The organism is Streptomyces sp. ISL-66, assembly GCF_018614135.1.
Taxonomy (GTDB): domain Bacteria; phylum Actinomycetota; class Actinomycetes; order Streptomycetales; family Streptomycetaceae; genus Streptomyces.
Genome location: NZ_JAGGOW010000072.1, coordinates 1 through 16,899 on the forward strand (window position 1 = coordinate 1; position 16,899 = coordinate 16,899).

At 68.4% G+C, this 16,899-nt stretch carries 17 protein-coding genes; 9 read left to right on the forward strand and 8 right to left on the reverse strand.

Features of this window, described 5'->3' with window-relative positions; translation table 11 throughout:
• Positions 1–92 precede the first annotated feature (92 nt).
• The 7 genes from J7E97_RS14835 to J7E97_RS14865 form a co-directional block, all read right to left on the reverse strand.
• Complete coding sequence (locus J7E97_RS14835) at positions 93–626, reverse strand: hypothetical protein (RefSeq protein ID WP_215027112.1); 534 nt, start codon at positions 624–626, stop codon at positions 93–95.
• Positions 627–676: 50 nt separating this feature from the next.
• A complete protein-coding gene (gene ung, locus J7E97_RS14840) occupies positions 677–1,345 on the reverse strand; it encodes a uracil-DNA glycosylase (RefSeq protein WP_215027297.1) in 669 nt (222 codons plus the stop codon).
• A gap of 149 nt (positions 1,346–1,494) precedes the next feature.
• On the reverse strand, positions 1,495–3,078 hold the full coding sequence (locus J7E97_RS14845) for an ABC transporter substrate-binding protein (RefSeq protein WP_215027115.1): 1,584 nt from the start codon (positions 3,076–3,078) through the stop codon (positions 1,495–1,497).
• A gap of 152 nt (positions 3,079–3,230) precedes the next feature.
• Positions 3,231–3,992: an SDR family oxidoreductase gene (locus tag J7E97_RS14850; RefSeq protein WP_215027118.1), complete on the reverse strand. Its 762-nt coding sequence runs from the start codon at positions 3,990–3,992 to the stop codon at positions 3,231–3,233.
• A gap of 19 nt (positions 3,993–4,011) precedes the next feature.
• Positions 4,012–4,773 (reverse strand): 3-oxoacyl-ACP reductase FabG, encoded by a 762-nt coding sequence (gene fabG / locus J7E97_RS14855; RefSeq protein ID WP_215027122.1) that lies wholly within the window; start codon positions 4,771–4,773, stop codon positions 4,012–4,014.
• A 180-nt stretch (positions 4,774–4,953) separates the two neighbouring features.
• The gene (locus J7E97_RS14860) at positions 4,954–5,337 is read right to left on the reverse strand and encodes a DUF3037 domain-containing protein (RefSeq protein WP_215027125.1); all 384 of its coding nucleotides are present in this window, start codon (positions 5,335–5,337) and stop codon (positions 4,954–4,956) included.
• Complete coding sequence (locus J7E97_RS14865) at positions 5,334–6,173, reverse strand: HipA family kinase (protein WP_215027128.1); 840 nt, start codon at positions 6,171–6,173, stop codon at positions 5,334–5,336. The genes J7E97_RS14860 and J7E97_RS14865 overlap by 4 nt, the downstream gene beginning before the upstream one ends.
• 321 nt (positions 6,174–6,494) lie before the next feature.
• Here J7E97_RS14865 and J7E97_RS14870 point away from each other — a divergent pair, with 321 nt between their 5' ends.
• Genes J7E97_RS14870 through J7E97_RS35835 form a run of 6 tightly spaced genes read left to right on the forward strand, consistent with a single transcriptional unit; the run spans position 6,495 to position 10,250 of the window.
• Positions 6,495–6,980 carry a hypothetical protein gene (locus J7E97_RS14870; protein WP_215027131.1) on the forward strand — a complete coding sequence of 162 codons (486 nt, stop codon included), beginning with the start codon at positions 6,495–6,497 and terminating at the stop codon, positions 6,978–6,980.
• Positions 6,977–8,206, forward strand: coding sequence for an NRAMP family divalent metal transporter (locus J7E97_RS14875; RefSeq protein ID WP_215027134.1), 1,230 nt, complete (start codon positions 6,977–6,979; stop codon positions 8,204–8,206). The genes J7E97_RS14870 and J7E97_RS14875 overlap by 4 nt, the downstream gene beginning before the upstream one ends.
• The gene (locus tag J7E97_RS14880; protein WP_215027137.1) at positions 8,206–8,634 is read left to right on the forward strand and encodes a hypothetical protein; all 429 of its coding nucleotides are present in this window, start codon (positions 8,206–8,208) and stop codon (positions 8,632–8,634) included. The genes J7E97_RS14875 and J7E97_RS14880 overlap by 1 nt, the downstream gene beginning before the upstream one ends.
• Entirely contained in the window at positions 8,621–8,995 is a 375-nt protein-coding gene (locus J7E97_RS14885; RefSeq protein ID WP_215027140.1) for a PRC-barrel domain-containing protein, read from the forward strand. Before J7E97_RS14880 ends, J7E97_RS14885 begins: the two co-directional genes overlap by 14 nt.
• Positions 8,992–9,645, forward strand: a complete 654-nt coding sequence (locus tag J7E97_RS14890) for a hypothetical protein (protein WP_215027144.1) — start codon at positions 8,992–8,994, stop codon at positions 9,643–9,645. Before J7E97_RS14885 ends, J7E97_RS14890 begins: the two co-directional genes overlap by 4 nt.
• A 26-nt stretch (positions 9,646–9,671) precedes the next feature.
• Positions 9,672–10,250 (forward strand): hypothetical protein, encoded by a 579-nt coding sequence (locus J7E97_RS35835; protein ID WP_251054542.1) that lies wholly within the window; start codon positions 9,672–9,674, stop codon positions 10,248–10,250.
• A gap of 351 nt (positions 10,251–10,601) precedes the next feature.
• On the opposite strand, the gene J7E97_RS14900 is transcribed toward J7E97_RS35835, so the two are convergent.
• Positions 10,602–12,185, reverse strand: a complete 1,584-nt coding sequence (locus J7E97_RS14900; protein ID WP_215027147.1) for a carbohydrate-binding protein — start codon at positions 12,183–12,185, stop codon at positions 10,602–10,604.
• Between the two features lie 581 nt (positions 12,186–12,766).
• Here J7E97_RS14900 and chvE point away from each other — a divergent pair.
• From chvE to mmsB, 3 genes are all read left to right on the forward strand, one after another.
• Entirely contained in the window at positions 12,767–13,858 is a 1,092-nt protein-coding gene (gene chvE / locus J7E97_RS14905) for a multiple monosaccharide ABC transporter substrate-binding protein (RefSeq protein ID WP_215027301.1), read from the forward strand.
• Between the two features lie 98 nt (positions 13,859–13,956).
• Positions 13,957–15,522, forward strand: coding sequence for a multiple monosaccharide ABC transporter ATP-binding protein (gene mmsA / locus J7E97_RS14910; protein ID WP_215027149.1), 1,566 nt, complete (start codon positions 13,957–13,959; stop codon positions 15,520–15,522).
• A 3-nt stretch (positions 15,523–15,525) separates the two neighbouring features.
• Complete coding sequence (mmsB, locus tag J7E97_RS14915) at positions 15,526–16,767, forward strand: multiple monosaccharide ABC transporter permease (protein ID WP_215027152.1); 1,242 nt, start codon at positions 15,526–15,528, stop codon at positions 16,765–16,767.
• The last annotated feature ends 132 nt before the right edge of the window (positions 16,768–16,899 follow it).

Genomic DNA, 16,899 nt, shown 5'->3' on the forward strand with positions numbered 1-16,899 from the left:
GCCCTGCCAGGAGGGTGCCCCGCCCGGCCGGCTGCCGTGCCCGGCCTGCCGGGCCGGGACCCCGGGCGCGGCCGGGGCCACCGGGGTCCCGGCTACGGGTTCTGCTCCGGGAACGGCCGGGGCGCGTCGCCCGGCTCGGCCTCGAGCCGCCGCTCCAGCCGGGTGATGGCGGCCCGTACGCCGTTCCCGTACATGTCGTCGGCCAGCGCCCCGGTGGCGGCGCGGGCACGCGCCAGGTGGATCCGGGCCGCTTCGGGCCGCCGCAGCTTCACGTAGTCGGTGGCCAGGCTCAGGTGCAGCGACGGGTAGAAGACCCGGACGGCCGCCGGTGGAACGGGCCCGTCGGCGGCGGTCAGGGCCTTCAGGTCCCAGGCCAGCTCCTCGGCCGGGTCGTCCTGGGCGTCGGCCATGTAGTGCGCGAGGGTGCAGCGGTGCAGGGAGTCCCCCTGCTCGCCGATCTCGGACCAGATCTCGCCGAGCCTGTTGCGGGCCTCCTCGCGGTCACCGGCGTGCAGCAAGATGACCGCTTGGCCGATCCTGGTCATGACGGCGTCCTCCGACGCCTCCTGCTGCTCCGTCAACGCGGCCTCCGGCTTGCTCTGCCAGACCTGCTCCGGTCTGATCATCAAGACGCTAGCCGGAGGTACGGGCAATGCCGCCCAGGCGCGGTCGGGCATCAGCCCAGGTCCGGGATCCGCCAGTCGATCGGCTCATGGCCCTGGGCGGCGACGGCCTCGTTGATCTGCGTGAAGGGGCGGGAGCCGAAGAACTTCTTGGCCGACAGCGGCGAGGGGTGGGCACCCTTGACGACCGCGTGCCGCTCCTCGTCGATCAGCGGGAGCTTCTTCTGCGCGTACGCCCCCCACAGGACGAAGACGGCGGGGTCGGGGCGCTCGGCCACCGCGCGGATCACCGCGTCGGTGAACCGCTCCCAGCCCTTGGCCTTGTGCGAGTTGGGCTCCGCCTCCCGGACGGTGAGCACCGCGTTGAGCAGCAGGACGCCCTGCTCGGCCCACGGCATCAGATAGCCGTTGTCCGGGACGGGGATGCCGAGCTCGGCGTGCATCTCCTTGTAGATGTTGCGGAGCGAGGGCGGGGTCTTCACGCCGGGCCGCACGGAGAAGCAGAGGCCGTGTCCCTGGCCGGCGCCGTGGTACGGGTCCTGGCCGAGGACCAGGACCTTCACCTTGTCGAAGGGAGTGGCCTCCAGGGCCGCGAAGACCTGATCGCGGGGCGGGTAGACCGGCCCGTTCGCCCGCTCCTTCTCGACGAACTCGGTGAGCTCTTTGAAGTAGGGCTGGTCCAGCTCCCCGCCGAGGACGGGGAGCCAGGACTCGGGCAGCATCTGGGTCACGGCGACAACCTCCGGTACAAGTTCCTCATGCTCGCGCAAGTGCTTCGCGCGACTGATCGAAACCTACCCGGGGCCACTGACAACGCCGCATCCGACCGCGTCCGCCCACACCGCCCGCACCGCCCGCACCGCCGGGGCGGCTACCAGCTGGCCTTGCGGTACAGCTCCCAGACCTGCATGACGGTCTGCGGGTCGAGCGCCCGCTCGGCGCCCCCGATGTCCTCGCGCGCGGCCACGTACAGCTTGCCCTGCCACAGCGGCAGCAGCCGGACGTCCTGGGCGAAGATCTGCTGGGCCTGCTCGAACTCGCGGACGCCCACGGACCGGTCGCTCTCGCGGCGGGACTTGGGGAGCAGGTCGGTGAGGATCTCGGTGGCCTCGTACGGGGTGCCGACCGCGTTGTCCTTGCCGACGAACGGGGCGATGAAGTTGTCCGGGTCCGGGAAGTCGGGGAACCAGCCTCGGCCGAAGACCGGGTACTCGCCCTTCTTGTAGCCCTCCTGGAAGGCCTTCCAGGGCTGGCCGCGCAGGGTGATCCTGAAGAGGCCGCTCTCCTCGAGCTGGCGCTTGAGCTCGGTGAACTCGTCCGCCGTGGACGCGCCGTAGCGGTCGGTGGTGTACCAGAAGGTCAGGTCGACCTGCTGCGTGATCCCGGCATCCTTGAGGATCTTCTTGGCCTTGGCGACGTCCACCTGGCCGTACATGTCGTAGAAGGGCGTCTTGTGGCCGACGACCCCCTTGGGGACCATCGAGTACAGCGGCTCGGCGGTGCCCTGGTAGACCTTGGAGACGAGCGCGCCCCGGTCGACGATCTGGGCGATCGCCTGGCGCACCGCGAGTTTGGCGACCTGCGGGTCCTTGGGGTTGAAGACCAGGTAGCGGATCTCCGCACCGAAGTTCTCGACGACCTGGACGCCCTCGTTGTGCGACTCGGGGGTCTGCAGGTCCTTGATCTCCGTGGCGGACAGGCCTCGGTAGGTCGCGTCGATGTCCTTGGACTTGAGCGCCGCGATCATCGTCTTGGAGTCGGCGAAGTAGCGGACGGTCACGCCGTTGTTGCGGCGGTTGGCGAAGCCGGTGTAGCCGTCGTTGCTGTTCAGGACCGCCTCGCCGGCTTCCTTGTAGGACTCCAGGGTGTACGGGCCGGAGCCCGTGACCTTGTCGTCCTTGCGCAGCTTGTCGGCCGGGTAGTCCTTCGGCGCGACCAGGGAGGCGGCCGGCGAGCCGAGGACGAACGGGAAGGTGGCGTCCGGAGTGTTCAGGTTGAAGACCACGGTCAGCGCGTCCGGCGTCTCGATCTTGTCCAGGCTGCCGAAGAGCGCCTTGGGACCGGACGGGGCGTCGATCTTCTTGATCCGGTCGAGGGAGTGCTTGACGGCCTTGGCGTCGAGCGGCTCGCCGTTGGAGAACTTCAGGCCCTTCTTCAGGACGCAGCGGTACGACTCGTTCGCGGAGTCCGTGAACTCGCAGCTCTGGGCGGCGTCCGGCTGGGGCTTGGTCGCCCCCGTGGGGAACGCCAGCAGCGTCTGGTAGACGTTCCGGTACAGCTCCCAGGAGCCGTCCCAGGCCGCCGCCGGATCGAGGGTGGTGGGTGCGCTCGTCGTTCCTACGGTGATCCGCTGCGCGCCGTCACTGCCGCCGTCCGAGAACAGACCGCATCCGGAGAGCAGGGATATGGACGCAAGGGCCGCAGAGATCTGCAGGCATCTGGTCCGGTTGAACACGTGCACGCTCCTCGATCAGCCAGGGGTGCGGCAGACCCTACCGCAGTGCATCACAAATCCAATGGGCAGGTTTCGTGCGGCACTTGACCGATTAAGGGCGTATTCGGTACACATTTGCCTCCCCATGGAAGGCAAATGCGTCCGACTATCGGTCAATGCACTCCGGCATTGAGGAACATTCCCCCGTCGACCACCAGAGTTTGTCCCGTGATCCATTCCGCTTGTGCAGATGTGAGGAACGCGGCGGCCCCTCCGATGTCCTGCGGGACCCCGAGCCGGCCCAGCGGATAGGCCGCCGCGGCCTCCTGCTCCCGGCCCTCGTAGAGCGCCTGCGCGAACTTGGTCTTCACGACCGCGGGCGCGATCGCGTTGACCCGGACCCCCGGGGCCATCTCGTGGGCGAGCTGGAGGGTCAGGTTGATCATGGCGGCCTTGCTCATCCCGTACGCCCCGATGAAGGGCGAGGCGGAGACTCCGGCGATCGAGGCGATGTTCACGATCGCCCCGCCGTTCTCCTTCTGCCAGGCGTGCCAGGTGCGCTGGGCGAAGCCGAGCGCCGAGATCACGTTGGTCTCGAAGACCTTGCGGGCCACCCCGAGGTCGAGGTCCGCGATCGGACCGAAGACCGGATTGGTCCCCGCGTTGTTGATCAGGAAGTCGACGCGGCCGAAGGCCTCCATCGTGCGCTCCACCGCGACGGCCTGGTGGGCCTCGTCGTGCGCCTTCCCCGCGACCCCGATCACCCGGTCCGCGCCGAGCCGCTCGACAGCCTCCTTGAGGGCCTCCTCGCCCCGCCCGGTGATGCAGAGCCGGTCGCCCCGCGCCACCAGCGCTTCGGCGATGCCGTAGCCGATGCCCCGGCTCGCGCCGGTGATCAGCGCGACCTTGCCGCTGTCCGTTGCTTCGTGACTCATGTCGTGCGCCTGCCTCTCGTCAGCTGAGCGGGCCGCCGGCCACGTACATGACCTGGCCTGAGACGAAGCCGGCGGCCTCGCCGGTGAAGAAGGCGATCGCGTTGGCCACGTCGTCCGGGCGCCCCACGCGCTGCACCGGGATCTGGGTGGCGGCAGCGGCCTGGAAGTCCTCGAAGTCCATGCCGACGCGGGCGGCCGTGTGCGCGGTCATCTCGGTCACGATGAAGCCGGGGGCGACGGCGTTCGCGGTGATGCCGAACTTGCCGAGCTCGATGGCGAGGGTCTTGGTGAAGCCCTGGAGACCGGCCTTGGCGGCCGAATAGTTGGCCTGGCCGCGGTTGCCGAGCGCGGAGCTGCTGGAGAGGCTCACGATCCGGCCGAACTTGGCGTCCACCATGTGCTTCTGGCAGGCCTTCGACATCAGGAACGCGCCGCGCAGGTGCACGTTCATGACGGTGTCCCAGTCCGTCTCGCTCATCTTGAAGAGCAGGTTGTCGCGCAGCACACCCGCGTTGTTGACCAGGATGGTCGGGGCGCCGAGCAGGCTCGCCACCCGCTCCACGGCCGCCTCCACCTGCGCGCTGTCGGAGACGTCGCAGCCGATCGCGACGGCCTTGCCGCCCGCCGCCGTGATCACCTCCACGGTGTCCTTGCAGGCCGCCTCGTCCAGGTCGAGTACGGCGACCGCCCGGCCTTCGGCGGCCAGGCGCACGGCCGTGGCCGCGCCGATGCCCCGGGCCGCCCCGGTCACGATCGCGACGCGTTGCTCGGTGGTGGACATGCTGGTTCTCCTCGCCCTCGGAAAGCGGCCCCTCGGGGGTGAGCAACCGCTTAGTAGCTTCAGCTGAGGAGACGCTAGGAGCCCTGGCACCCGGTGTCAACGCCACCAGGTTCCAGGGCTCCTGTCGCACGCGCCGATCGGCCTTCCGGCAGCGCGACGGCTCGGCCCTCCGGCCGCCGCTCAGCGGACCAGCAAGTCCAGGAGCCGTTCCACCTCGGCCCGCGGGTCGGCCGTCAGGCCGGTGTGCACCGGGCCGGGCTGCACCACCGTGCTGCGCGGCGCGATCAGCCACCGGAAGCGGCGGCCGGGGTCGTCGCCGGCCGCCTGGCCCGCGAGCTCGCCCCCGCCGCACAGGCCCTCGATACCGCGCAGCGCGGCCCGGACCCCGGCCAGGTCGGCGTTCGGGTCCAGGGCGAGCAGCTTGGCCTCGTCGAGGTGGGTGCGCGCGGCCACGTAGGAATGCGCCCGGCAGTAGACGATCACGCCGGCGTTGAAACACTCGCCGCGCTCCATCCTGGGCACCACACGCACCAGTGCGTACTCGAACACGTCCCGCTTGGTCACTCGTGGTCGCTCTTGTTCTTCCGGGGACGGGGGTCGAGGCGGTCGGCAAGCCAGCCGGGAGGACCGGCCTGGGTCTTGACCTCGGCCTCCATGGTGATCCTCTCGTGGATCGTGGCGGCGCGCGGCAGCAGCGCGTCGACGTAGGCGCGGCGCAGCGCGTCGGTGGAGTCGAAACCGGGCTCGTCGACCAGCCACTCGTCCGGCACGTCGGCCGCGACCTCGGTGAGCAGCTCCCTCGTGACGAGGGGGGCGAGCTCGGCGGCCGCCGCGGCGATATCCGGACCGGCCGGGGCCAGTACGTGATCGGAGGCGTTGTACGGCTTGGCGGCGGCGCTCTCGGCCGTGGGCCAGTTGTGGTGCCAGATCATGGTGGCGCCGTGGTCGATGAGCCAGACGTCGCCGTGCCAGACCAACATGTTTGGATTGCGCCAGGACCGGTCGACGTTGTTGATCAGGGCGTCGAACCAGACGACGCGCCCCGCCTCGACCGGGTCCACCCGGTAGGCCAGCGGGTCGAAGCCGATCGAGCCGGGGAGGTAGTCCATCCCGAGGTTCAGCCCCCCGCTGGCCTTGAGCAGCTCCTGGACCTCCTGGTCGGGCTCGCCGAGCCCGATCACGGGGTCGAGCTGCATCTGCACCAATCCGGGGACGCGCAGCCCCAGCCGCTGGGCCAGGCGGCCGCAGATGACTTCGGCGACCAGGGTCTTGCGGCCCTGGCCGGCTCCGGTGAATTTCATGACGTATGTTCCGAAATCGTCGGCCTCGACGATCCCCGGCAGCGAGCCGCCCTCACGCAGGGGCGTGACGTAGCGGGTCGCGATCACTTCTGTGAGCATTTTCCCAGGTTAACGGGGGGAAGCACGTCACGATCAAAGGTTTTTGCCAACACCTCCTTCGGGCCAGGTGAGTGCCTCCGCGGCGTGCGGACACACCCGGCTGACTGCATGGCCGGCCCGGTGGCGGCAGGCCCGTCCCCGGCCTCAGGGTCTTGGGATTTCAGGCAGCGTCTGCCGCTCACTTCCGCGGGTAGAAGCATGTCCGGTCGGCTACGAGAAGCGGGAGGCCTGGATGGATACGGGATTGGTGCTGCTGGCGGGTTGGGGCCAGCTGGTCCTGCTTTTGACACTCGCCGCGTATTTCGTCCTGCGGGGCCGCTGATGTCCGCCCCCCGTCCGTCGCGCCCGGCCGCCGGGCTGCTGTCGCGTCTGGCCGTCTGGCTGCTGTCGGTCGTCGTGTGCCTGTCGGCCGCCGGTTGCGCCGGCTCCTCGCGTACGGAGGCCGATTACCGGCTCAAAGCGGCCAACACGGCCGAAGCCGCCGCCTCCGCGGTCGGCACGGCGCGCCTCGCCGTAGAGGCGGCAGGCCGGGGTAAGGCCACCGGCCCGTACCTGTCGGTCCTGCTCGGCGAGGCCGAGAAGGACTTGGCCGGCGCCGAGCAGGCGTTCACCTCACGCCAGCCGCCCGGCGAGGCCGCCGACAAGGTACGTGATCAGGTGGAGGAAGCCCTGTCGGACGCGGGCGACGCGCTGGCACGTGCACGGATCGCCGCCCGCCGAGGGCAGGTCACCGAGTCGGGGACCCAGGTGGCGGAGTTGACGAAGGTGAAGGAGCGGTTGGACCGATTGGGGGAGCAGCTGTCGTGAAGCGTTTCCTGGCCGTGACCCTCGGCATCCTGACCGCCATCGGCGGCTTCGTCGACATCGGGGACCTTGTCGCGTCCTCCCTGGTCGGCGCCCGCTTCGGGTTCGCCCTGGTGTGGGTGTTGCTGCTCGGCGTCGTGGGGATCTGCGTCTACGCGGAGATGGCCGGGCGGGTGGCCGCGGTGTCGGGGCGTCCGACCTTCGACATCGTTCGTGAGCGGCTCGGGCCCCGCGTCGCGTTCGCCAACCTCACCGGCTCGTTCCTGGTCACCTTGCTCACTTTGGCCGCCGAGCTCGCGGGTGTGGCGCTGGCCCTGGAACTGCTGACTTCGGTCTCCTACCTGCTGTGGATCCCCGGGGTTGCCTTCGCCGTGTGGATGGTCATCTGGCGGACCAAGTTCGAGACGATGGAGCGGGTCTTCGGCCTGGCCGGTCTGGCTCTCGTCGTCTTCATCGTCGCGGTGCTCCACCTGGATCCGCGGTGGGGAAGCGTGTGGCAGCAGGTCGCCCATCCGCAGGTACCGGCCGGCGAAGGCCTTCCGACGTACCTGTACTACGGCATCGCCCTGTTCGCCAGCGCCATGACCCCGTACGAGGTGTTCTTCTTCTCCTCTGGCGGCATCGAGGAACACTGGAGCCGCAAGGACCTGGTCGTCTCACGCGTGAACGTCTTCGTCGGCTTCCCCCTGGGAGGTCTGCTCGCCCTGTCCATCATGACCGCGGCCGCGCTCGTACTGCACCCCGCGGGCATCGCGGTCGACCACCTCTCCCAGGTCACGCTGCCCGTGGTGCTGTCCCTCGGCAAGGTGGGTTTCGCCTTCGTCCTGCTGGGTGTGTTCGCCGCTACGTTCGGTGCGGCCCTGGAGACGGCCCTGTCGTGCGGCTACACGGTCGCCCAGTACTTCGGCTGGACGTGGGGCAAGACGAAGGCGCCGCAGACCGCTTCCCGCTTCCACACGGTGGTGATCGTCTCGATGATCGTGGGCGCGATGCTGGTGCTGACAGGCATCGATCCCATCAAGGTCACCGAGTACTCGCTGGTCTTCGCGGCCGTCGCGCTGCCGCTGACGTACCTGCCGATCCTCGTGGTGGCCAACGACCACGAATACATGGGCGATGCGGTCAACGGCCGCCTGGCCAACACCCTCGGCGTGATCTACCTGCTGATCGTCCTGGCCGCCTCCCTCGCCGCCCTTCCCCTGATGTTCGCGACGAAAGCAGGACTGTGATGCCCCAGCACCCCCCGCCGCGTACCGGGGACGAACGCGAGCCCGGCCGCGCCTACAGCGCCCGCTTCCACCTCCTGGACCGCCAGATCCTCGACCAGGACGGGGTCCCGCTCGCCAAAGTCGACGACCTCGAACTGTCCGAGGACGACCACGGACACCTCTACGTGACCGCGATCCTCATCGGCCCCACTGCCCTCGCCCCCCGCCTGTCCGGCCGACCGGCCCGTCTCCTCGACGCCGTCGCACGCCGACTCACCACCGGCGACACACCCGGTCATGCACGCATCGACATGTCCCGCATCACCCGCATCGGCGCCGCCCTGACAGCGACGACCCCGACCGACGAAGAAGCCGTACATCCACTGGAGGACTGGACCCGTGACCACGTCATCGCCCCACTTCCCGGATCCGGCCATGCGCCTGGCTGACCTCATGGGCGCGCGCGTCCTGGACGCCACCGGCCGCGACATCGGCCACGTCGGCGACATCCGCTTCGTGGAGACCTCCGGCCCCGCGGGCGAACCGACACGTCTGCGCATCGAAGGCCTCGTCATCGCACCCCGGCGCAGCAGCCGCATGCTGGCCTACGACCACCGCCCCGTCACCGCCCCGTGGCCCCTCACCACCCTCGCCCGCCGCGCCACCCGTCACGCCCTCTGGGCCTCCTGGAAGAACGTCGCCTCCCGCCAACCCCCGTCCACCCTGGGCGAGCCAGGCACCATCACCCTCAGGCAGAACGCCTCCGACCTCAGCCTGCTCAGCGACATGCACGCACACTGGAACAAATGAAGCTACCGATCACCATCCACCAAGCACGTCTCGGGTCAGCGGAGTTCAAGGTCATCCGACCAGCCCGTCCCCTGGTCCACGCCGCGCTCATCGACCACGACCGGCACCTGAACGCCTACCTCGGTCAGGACGCCGCGCGGCGAATCGGCGCGCTATGGACGCTCGCCGCCTCGTCACCGCGCTCACTGGTCCACCTGCCGATGCGAGCCAACCAGGCCCCCTCCCGCGAGCTGCCAGAAAAGGGCACGCGGCAGCTTGATCTCGTGCTGCTGCACCACTCTCTCCAGTTCGCGCCCTCACGCTGGAAGGAAATACGCGGGCGGCTCGGCGCGGGGCGTCCGCAGACGGTGACGCTGCCCAGCCCAGAGCAAACGGGCGAAGCCGTGATCGACCACGAGGCACGGCACTACCGGGAGAACCGAGATCTGTTTCACCAGCATCTCCACGCCGAGACTCTGTTCATGACCGGCAGCGCGAAGGTGTTCAGGGACACTGCCCGACACTTCCTCCACGTCGCCCGAAACGGTCCCGAATACGTCCCCGCCCATCCGAGCCGTCCGCACTTCTGCACCGAGCTCCACTCCAACGACGGCATTCTCGGCGACGCGCGCGAGATCCACATCGAGTACTGCGACCAGTGGGACTCATGACCTCTACCGACGGGACCCCGCCGACCGTGACGTTCAACGATCACCTTCAGCACGTCGCTGAGAGGGCCCTCGTATCCATCCCGGCCGCCGACGCCGGCGACATCTACGCTGTCTCCTTCCTCATCGACAATGAGGACGACGACCCTCGTCAGCCGACCCTGACGATCGGCTACAACACTGAAGCTCAGGCTCGACGCAACATCCAGGACGCCTCTGACCAGGCAGAAGCCCGCTGGAACTACGCCTTCTGGATACAGAACCAGCTGACCGTGGTCGGCGACCTGACCAGCGACCCCGGCGGGGCCATAGCTCGCCAGGAGTGGATCACCGAACTCGGACTTTGGTACGAGGAGCCGACCGACCCCGCCGACTGGGTGCCAGTCATCGGGCCGCTGGCCGCGCAGATCGAGTCCCAGTTCAACCAGATCTGCTGCCAGCTCGCCCGAACCCTCCATGCGACTGGCGTCATCGAAAGATCGGTCGGCCGAACGGTGCCAGTGATCGTCCACGAGCTGGAGTACTACGAGATGATCGCCCGGCGAACCGAGGCCGCCAACCCGCCCGGTCTCGTAAACGAGTTCACCGCCTGGGTCCGCAATGGCTGAGGCATTCGGACAGTTCCCATACCCGACTCCACCATTGGCCGGTCTGCCTCGAAGAGGCGATCCAGGCGGACATGGCCTTTCTCGCCCGCCGCAGGCCCCTGCGCCCGAGCAAGGAATACGGCGTCCCCACCGATGAGGAATGGCATGAGTTCCTCAGCCACTTCGATCGGCGCGAAGTCCGCCGCAACGACCAAGGCCCGCTATTCGGCTCAAGTAGTAGGCGGCAACCGGTGCTTCCAGCAGGAAGAGGCTCCGGGCTTCCACACCGCCCGAGGCAGGGTCGAACCAAGGCACTGATTCGCCGTCGCCCAACCGGGTACGCAGGCCCTCCACCCAGTCGGGCAGCCCGGGCTACGGAGATACCAGCGTGCCGCCGAAAGTGACAGCGAGGCGGCCGTCAGCGGCGAAGGACCAGTTCAGGGGGCCGGCGTAGGAAGAGCACCGGGATCCGTTGGCGCCGGACCAGAACTGGTTCGAGCTGTCGGCGTCGCCGATGGTCCTGTCGTTCGTTCCGCTGCCGCTGCGGCACGAGACGTTGTTGCGGAACACCGAGGTGCCGGCGTCGAACGAGTAGTTGCGCTGGGCGTTGTCGATGCTGATGTTGTCCGACACCGACATGGAGCCGGGGTTGCTGTTGTAGGTGAAGCCGTGCTTGCCGTTGTGGTAGGCGATGCTGCGCCGGATGACGTGGTTGACCTTGATGTCCTCGCCGCCGAGCTTGTAGCCGTTGCGGTCACCGTTGGAGTTCACGGTGCCGTCGGAGAGGGTGCCGTTGCCGTAGGCGAGGGAGTCCTCGATGGTGACCGGACCGATGGGGCCGGTGTCGGTCTTGGTGTAGAGGTCCCAGCCGTCGTCGATGTTGTTGTGGGACACGGCGTAGCGGAAGACGTTGCCGGGGCCGACGGTGAGCTTCGCCGCGAAGCCGTCGGCGTCCTCCCCGTCGGAATCGGCGTTGTCGTGCGACTCCGCGCTCAGGATGACGTTGTTGGACGGCCACTGGTCGCGCGGGGTGGTGGAGGCCATCCGCGAGAGCTGGAGGCCAGTGTCCCGGTTGAAGCGCGTCACCGTGCGCTCGAAGACGTTGTTGCTGCCGCCGACGAAGATCCCGTTGTCGCCGGCCCGCTCGACGACGATGCCCTTGACGTGCCAGTACGACCCGTTCACGGCGATCCCTCGGTTCGCCGGGTCCTCGCTCATGGCCGAGAAGTTCAGCACCGGAGTCTCGCCCGGGTAGGCGGACAGGTTCGTGCGGGCGCTCGCTGTGCCGTTCTTGCCCTGCGGGATGGTGACCGTCTGGGAGTAGCGGTAGGTGCCGCCGCGCAGATAGATCGTCCCGCCGGCCGTGACGCGGCTGATCGCCGAGGTGAGCGTCGTCGGGGCCGATTGCGTACCGGCCGCGCCGTCGGTGCCGTTCGGCGCCACGTACAGCGCGGTGCCCGAGGGCGGCGGGGTGGTGGCGTCGGCCTCGAAGTCGAGGGAGTCGATGTTGGGCAGGCCGGCGGAGGTGGTGGGGCTGAGCCGGATGGTGTTGCTGCCCGCCTTGACGGGCACCCTGAGCGCCTTCGTCGCCCACGTCGCCCACGTGCTGGTGCCCTCGAACGATGCCGATGTGGCCGCCGAGCCGTTCACCGTGACGGCCGCGGGCCTTGCGGTGGTGGTTCCGTTGGCGAAGCGGACCGTCAGTGTCGCCGTACCCGGGGCGGGGGCGTTCACGGTGAACTGCGCGTCGGCACCGACGGCGTTGTTGCCGTTGCAGAATCCGCTGCCGGAGTAGCCGGCCCAGTCGGAGTCGATGGTGCCGGTACAGAGCGCCGGCGAGCTCTCGGCTTCGTAGCGGACGGGGGCGGCTGCGGCCGTGCCACCGGGCAGCGCCACGAACGTGCCGACCGCCAGGGCGGCGCACGCGAGTAAGGACAGGGGGGATTTCGGTTTCATGGGGGCTCGTTCTTTCTCCGTGGTCGCCTGCATGCAGGCATGACAGTGCGGCTCTCGACCGAGAAACAGAAAGCGCTTGCTGTCCGAGGGCAGTCAACGGACGTCAGTGAAGGTGCTGGACGCGGCCGCACAGAGGCCCTCGCATCTCTCCTGAGTCCCTGTGTCGCACGAACGACATGCGGATCTCGCACGAGATAGAAAGCGCTTACTAGCCTACGGTGATGCCATGGACACGTCAATGAGAAGGGTCGAGCGGAGGAGCGGGTGGCCGTTCCACCGCCGGTCAGCGGCACTGCGCATCATTTTGTTAACGCTCACAATTTGGGAGCGAAGTCTTCCCTCAAGGTCTTGACGCCGTTTCTGTGAGCGTTAACACTCGTGTAACGCCAGGCCAGAGCAGCTCCGGTCCGGACCACCTGGTCCACCGGCCGCCCGGCCGTACCGCCCCGAGCACACGCCCTGGCCCATCCGCCCTATCCGGGCCAGCCGGCGCTCGACCCCGCTCGACCCGATCCGAGGCCCCCTTGCCGCGGTCGCGCCGACCGCGGCAAACCACTGGAGGAATTGTGCGCAAGGTTTCGATGGCCCTCGCTGCTGCGGGCCTCACGCTGACACTGGCGGCCTGCGGCCAGAGCGCCAACGGCGTCGGCGACGGCGCCGGCACGGGCGGCGGCGGCGACGCCAAGGGCGGTCTCGTCGGCATCGCGATGCCCACCAAGTCGTCGGAGCGCTGGATCAATGACGGCACCAACATGGTCAAGCAGTTCCAGGACAAGGGCTACAAGACCGATCTCCAGTACGGCGACAACGTCGTCGAGAACCAGGTCTCGCAGATCGAGAACATGATCACCAAGGGCGCCAAACTGCTGGTGGTCGCCGCGATCGACGGCTCCTCGCTCACCGAAGTCCTCCAGAAGGCCGCCGACGCCAAGATCCCCGTGGTCTCGTACGACCGCCTGATCCGCGGCACCAAGAACGTCGACTACTACGCGACCTTCGACAACTTCAAGGTCGGCGTCCTCCAAGGCACGTACATCGCCGACAAGCTCGACCTCGCCGGCGGCAAGGGCCCCTTCAACGTCGAACTGTTCGCGGGCTCGCCGGACGACAACAACGCCACCTTCTTCTTCCAGGGCGCGATGAGCGTGCTCCAGCCGTACGTGGACCAGAAGAAGCTGGTCGTCCAGAGCGGGCAGACCGGCTTCAACCAGGTCGCCACGCTGCGCTGGGACGGCGGCGTCGCCCAGTCCCGGATGGACAACCTGCTGAGCAAGTCCTACACCTCCGGCCGGGTCGACGCGGTGCTCTCGCCCTACGACGGCATCTCGATCGGCATCCTGTCCTCGCTCAAGGGCGTCGGCTACGGCGGGACGGGCAAGCCGCTGCCGATCGTCACCGGCCAGGACGCCGAGCTGGCCTCGGTGAAGTCCATCCTCGCGGGCGAGCAGACCCAGACCGTCTACAAGGACACGCGCGAGCTGGCCAAGGTCGCGGTGCAGATGGGCGACGCGCTGCTCACCGGCGGCAAGCCCGAGGTGAACGACACGAAGCAGTACGAGAACGGCGCCAAGGTGGTCCCGGCCTACCTGCTGCAGCCGGTCAGTGTGGACAAGGAGAACTACCAGAAGGTGCTGGTGGACGGCGGGCAGTACACCGCCGACCAGCTGAAGTAGCGGCCGAACCCCGGGCCACATCGAGTCGGCGGGGCCGGCGGCGGACCGTCCAGACGAGTCCGCCGCCGGCCCGCCCCCAGAGATACGGATGCACCATCATGGCCGGACCCGTCCTCGAGATGCGTTCGATCAGCAAGTCCTTCCCCGGCGTCAAGGCGCTCTCGGACGTCAATCTGAGCGTCACCCCCGGCGAGGTCCACGCCGTCTGCGGCGAGAACGGCGCAGGCAAGTCCACCCTGATGAAGGTGCTGAGCGGCGTCTACCCGCACGGCTCCTACGAGGGCGAGATCATGTTCCAGGGCGAGCCCTGCGCCTTCAAGGACATCCGGGCCAGCGAACGGCGCGGCATCGTGATCATCCACCAGGAGCTCGCCCTGGTGCCCTACCTGTCCATCGCCGAGAACATCTTCCTCGGCAATGAGCACGCCACCCGCGGCATCATCAGCTGGAACAAGACCCTCACGCACGCCGGCGCCCTGCTGAAGCGCGTCGGCCTACATGAGAGCCCTCACACTCGGGTCGCGGACATCGGCGTGGGCAAGCAGCAGCTGGTCGAGATCGCCAAGGCGCTCGCCAAAGAGGTCAAGCTGCTGATCCTGGACGAGCCTACGGCCGCCCTGAACGACGAGGACAGCCGCAAGCTGCTCGACCTCATCCTGGAGCTCAAGGCCCAGGGCATCTCCTGCATCATCATTTCGCACAAACTCAACGAGATCGCCCGGGTCGCCGACTCCGTCACCATCCTGCGCGACGGCCGGACCATCGAAACCATCGCCGTCGAGGCGGAGGGCATCTCCGAGGACCGCATCATCCGGGGCATGGTCGGCCGCGACCTGGAGCACCGCTACCCCGAGCGGCAGCCCTACGCAGCCGAAGGCCCGCAGGCCGGCGAGGTCGCCTTCGCCGTGGAGGACTGGACCGTCCACCACCCGATCGACCAGCAGCGAAAGGTGGTCGACGGCGTCTCGGTGAACGTCCGCCGCGGCGAGATCGTCGGCATCGCGGGCCTGATGGGCGCGGGCCGCACCGAGCTGGCGCTGAGCGTCTTCGGCCGCTCGTACGGGCGCTACGCGGGCGGCCGGGTGCTGATGGACGGCAGCGAGATCCGCACCCGCACCGTCCCCGAGGCGATCGGCCACGGGATCGCGTACGTCACCGAGGACCGCAAGACCCTCGGGCTCAACCTGATCGACGACATCAGCCGCAACATCTCGCTGAGCGCGCTCGGCAAGGTGTCACGGCGCGGCTGGGTCAACGAGCACGAGGAGAGGCGGGTCGCGGAGTCCTTCCGCAAGACGATGAGCATCAAGGCGCCCTCGGTGTTCGCGGAGACCGGAAAGCTGAGCGGCGGCAACCAGCAGAAGGTCGTCCTCAGCAAGTGGATCTTCTCCGAGCCGGAGGTGCTGATCCTCGACGAACCCACGCGCGGGATCGACATCGGCGCCAAGGCCGAGATCTACACGGTGATCGCCGAACTCGCCGCGCAGGGCAAAGCGGTGCTGGTCATCTCCTCCGAGCTGCCCGAGCTGCTCGGCATGTGCGACCGCATCTACACGATGGCCGAGGGCCGGCTCACCGGCGAGGTGGACCGCGCGGACGCGACCCAGGAATCACTCATGCGACTCATGACCGTGAGCGCGGCAATCAACGACGAGCAGGTGTAGGGCATGGCCCAGACAGAGACCAAGGACATCCCGGCAACCAAGGCGGCCGGGCCCGCGGGGCCGGAGCGCGGTGGCGCCGTCGCCCTGTTGGCGCGGACCCTGCGCGGCAACGTCCGCCAGTACGGCATGCTGGTCGCGCTGGCGCTCATCGTCGTACTGTTCCAGATCTGGACCGACGGCACCCTGCTGAAGCCGCTCAACATCACCAATCTGATCCAGCAGAACAGTTACATCCTGATCCTCGCGATCGGCATGATGATCGTCATCATCGCCGGGCACATCGACCTCTCGGTCGGTTCACTGGCCGCCTTCGTCGGCGCGGCCGCGGCCGTGATGATGGTCAAGCACGACCTGCCCTGGCCGGTGGCCCTCACGGTCGCGCTGCTGATCGGTGCGGCGGCCGGGGCCTGGCAGGGCTTCTGGATCTCCTACGTCGGCATCCCGTCCTTCATCGTCACCCTGGCGGGCATGCTGCTGTTCCGCGGCGGCACCCAGATCCTGCTGCAGGGCCAGTCGGTGGCGCCGTTCCCCAAGGGCTTCCAGAAGATCAGCAGCGGCTTCCTGCCGGAGATCGGCCCGGTCACCAACTACCACAACCTGACCCTGCTGCTCGGGCTGGCCGTCCTCGCGCTGTCCGTCCTCCAGGAGATCCGGGGCCGACGGCAGGCCGCCCGCTACGGTCTCGACCTGCTCCCGATGGGCTACTTCCTGGCCAAGCTCGCGGCCATCACCGCCGCGGTGCTGGTGTTCACCCTGCTGCTGGCGAGCTACCACGGCTTCCCGATCGTCCTGCTGATCCTGGGTGTACTGCTCTTCGCCTTCGGCTATCTGATGCGCAACTCCATCCTGGGCCGCCACACTTACGCGATCGGTGGGAACGAGGCCGCGGCGAGGCTCTCGGGCGTCAAGAGCAAGCGGGTCGTCTTCCTGGCCTTCGTGAACATGGGCGTGCTGGCAGCGCTCGCCGGCATGGTCTTCGCGGCGCGACTCAACGCCGGTACACCGCAGGCGGGCATCAACTTCGAACTCGAGGCCATCGCCGCCGCCTTCATCGGCGGCGCCTCCGCCACCGGCGGTGTCGGCACCGTACTGGGCGCCATCATCGGCGGCCTGGTGCTCGGCGTCCTCAACAACGGCATGTCGCTGGTGGGCATCGGCACCGACTACCAGCAGGTCATCAAGGGCCTGGTCCTACTGGCCGCCGTCGGCTTCGACGTCTACAACAAGCGCAAGGTCGGCTCCTGACCCTTCCGGGTCACAGATCACCAACAGATCACCAACCCGGAGCGCGTCCACCGCTCACCCCGGGCCGGCTGGGACCAGGCGGCAGTGAAACCCCCTCCCAAGGGAGGGGGTTTCTCGCTGGCCTGGAGGCGT

Bases quoted from the DNA above. Each gene is read 5' to 3' on its own strand.
- J7E97_RS14865 (WP_215027128.1), bottom strand. From the start codon at position 6,173: ATGCTCACAGAAGTGATCGCGACCCGCTACGTCACGCCCCTGCGTGAG.
- J7E97_RS14850 (WP_215027118.1), bottom strand. From the start codon at position 3,992: ATGAGTCACGAAGCAACGGACAGCGGCAAGGTCGCGCTGATCACCGGC.
- mmsB (WP_215027152.1), top strand. From the start codon at position 15,526: ATGGCCCAGACAGAGACCAAGGACATCCCGGCAACCAAGGCGGCCGGG.
- J7E97_RS14880 (WP_215027137.1), top strand. From the start codon at position 8,206: ATGCCCCAGCACCCCCCGCCGCGTACCGGGGACGAACGCGAGCCCGGC.
- ung (WP_215027297.1), bottom strand. From the start codon at position 1,345: ATGCTGCCCGAGTCCTGGCTCCCCGTCCTCGGCGGGGAGCTGGACCAG.
- J7E97_RS14870 (WP_215027131.1), top strand. From the start codon at position 6,495: ATGTCCGCCCCCCGTCCGTCGCGCCCGGCCGCCGGGCTGCTGTCGCGT.
- J7E97_RS14890 (WP_215027144.1), top strand. From the start codon at position 8,992: ATGAAGCTACCGATCACCATCCACCAAGCACGTCTCGGGTCAGCGGAG.
- fabG (WP_215027122.1), bottom strand. From the start codon at position 4,773: ATGTCCACCACCGAGCAACGCGTCGCGATCGTGACCGGGGCGGCCCGG.
- J7E97_RS14900 (WP_215027147.1), bottom strand. From the start codon at position 12,185: ATGAAACCGAAATCCCCCCTGTCCTTACTCGCGTGCGCCGCCCTGGCG.
- chvE (WP_215027301.1), top strand. From the start codon at position 12,767: ATGGCCCTCGCTGCTGCGGGCCTCACGCTGACACTGGCGGCCTGCGGC.
- J7E97_RS14835 (WP_215027112.1), bottom strand. From the start codon at position 626: ATGATCAGACCGGAGCAGGTCTGGCAGAGCAAGCCGGAGGCCGCGTTG.
- J7E97_RS14885 (WP_215027140.1), top strand. From the start codon at position 8,621: ATGCGCCTGGCTGACCTCATGGGCGCGCGCGTCCTGGACGCCACCGGC.
- mmsA (WP_215027149.1), top strand. From the start codon at position 13,957: ATGGCCGGACCCGTCCTCGAGATGCGTTCGATCAGCAAGTCCTTCCCC.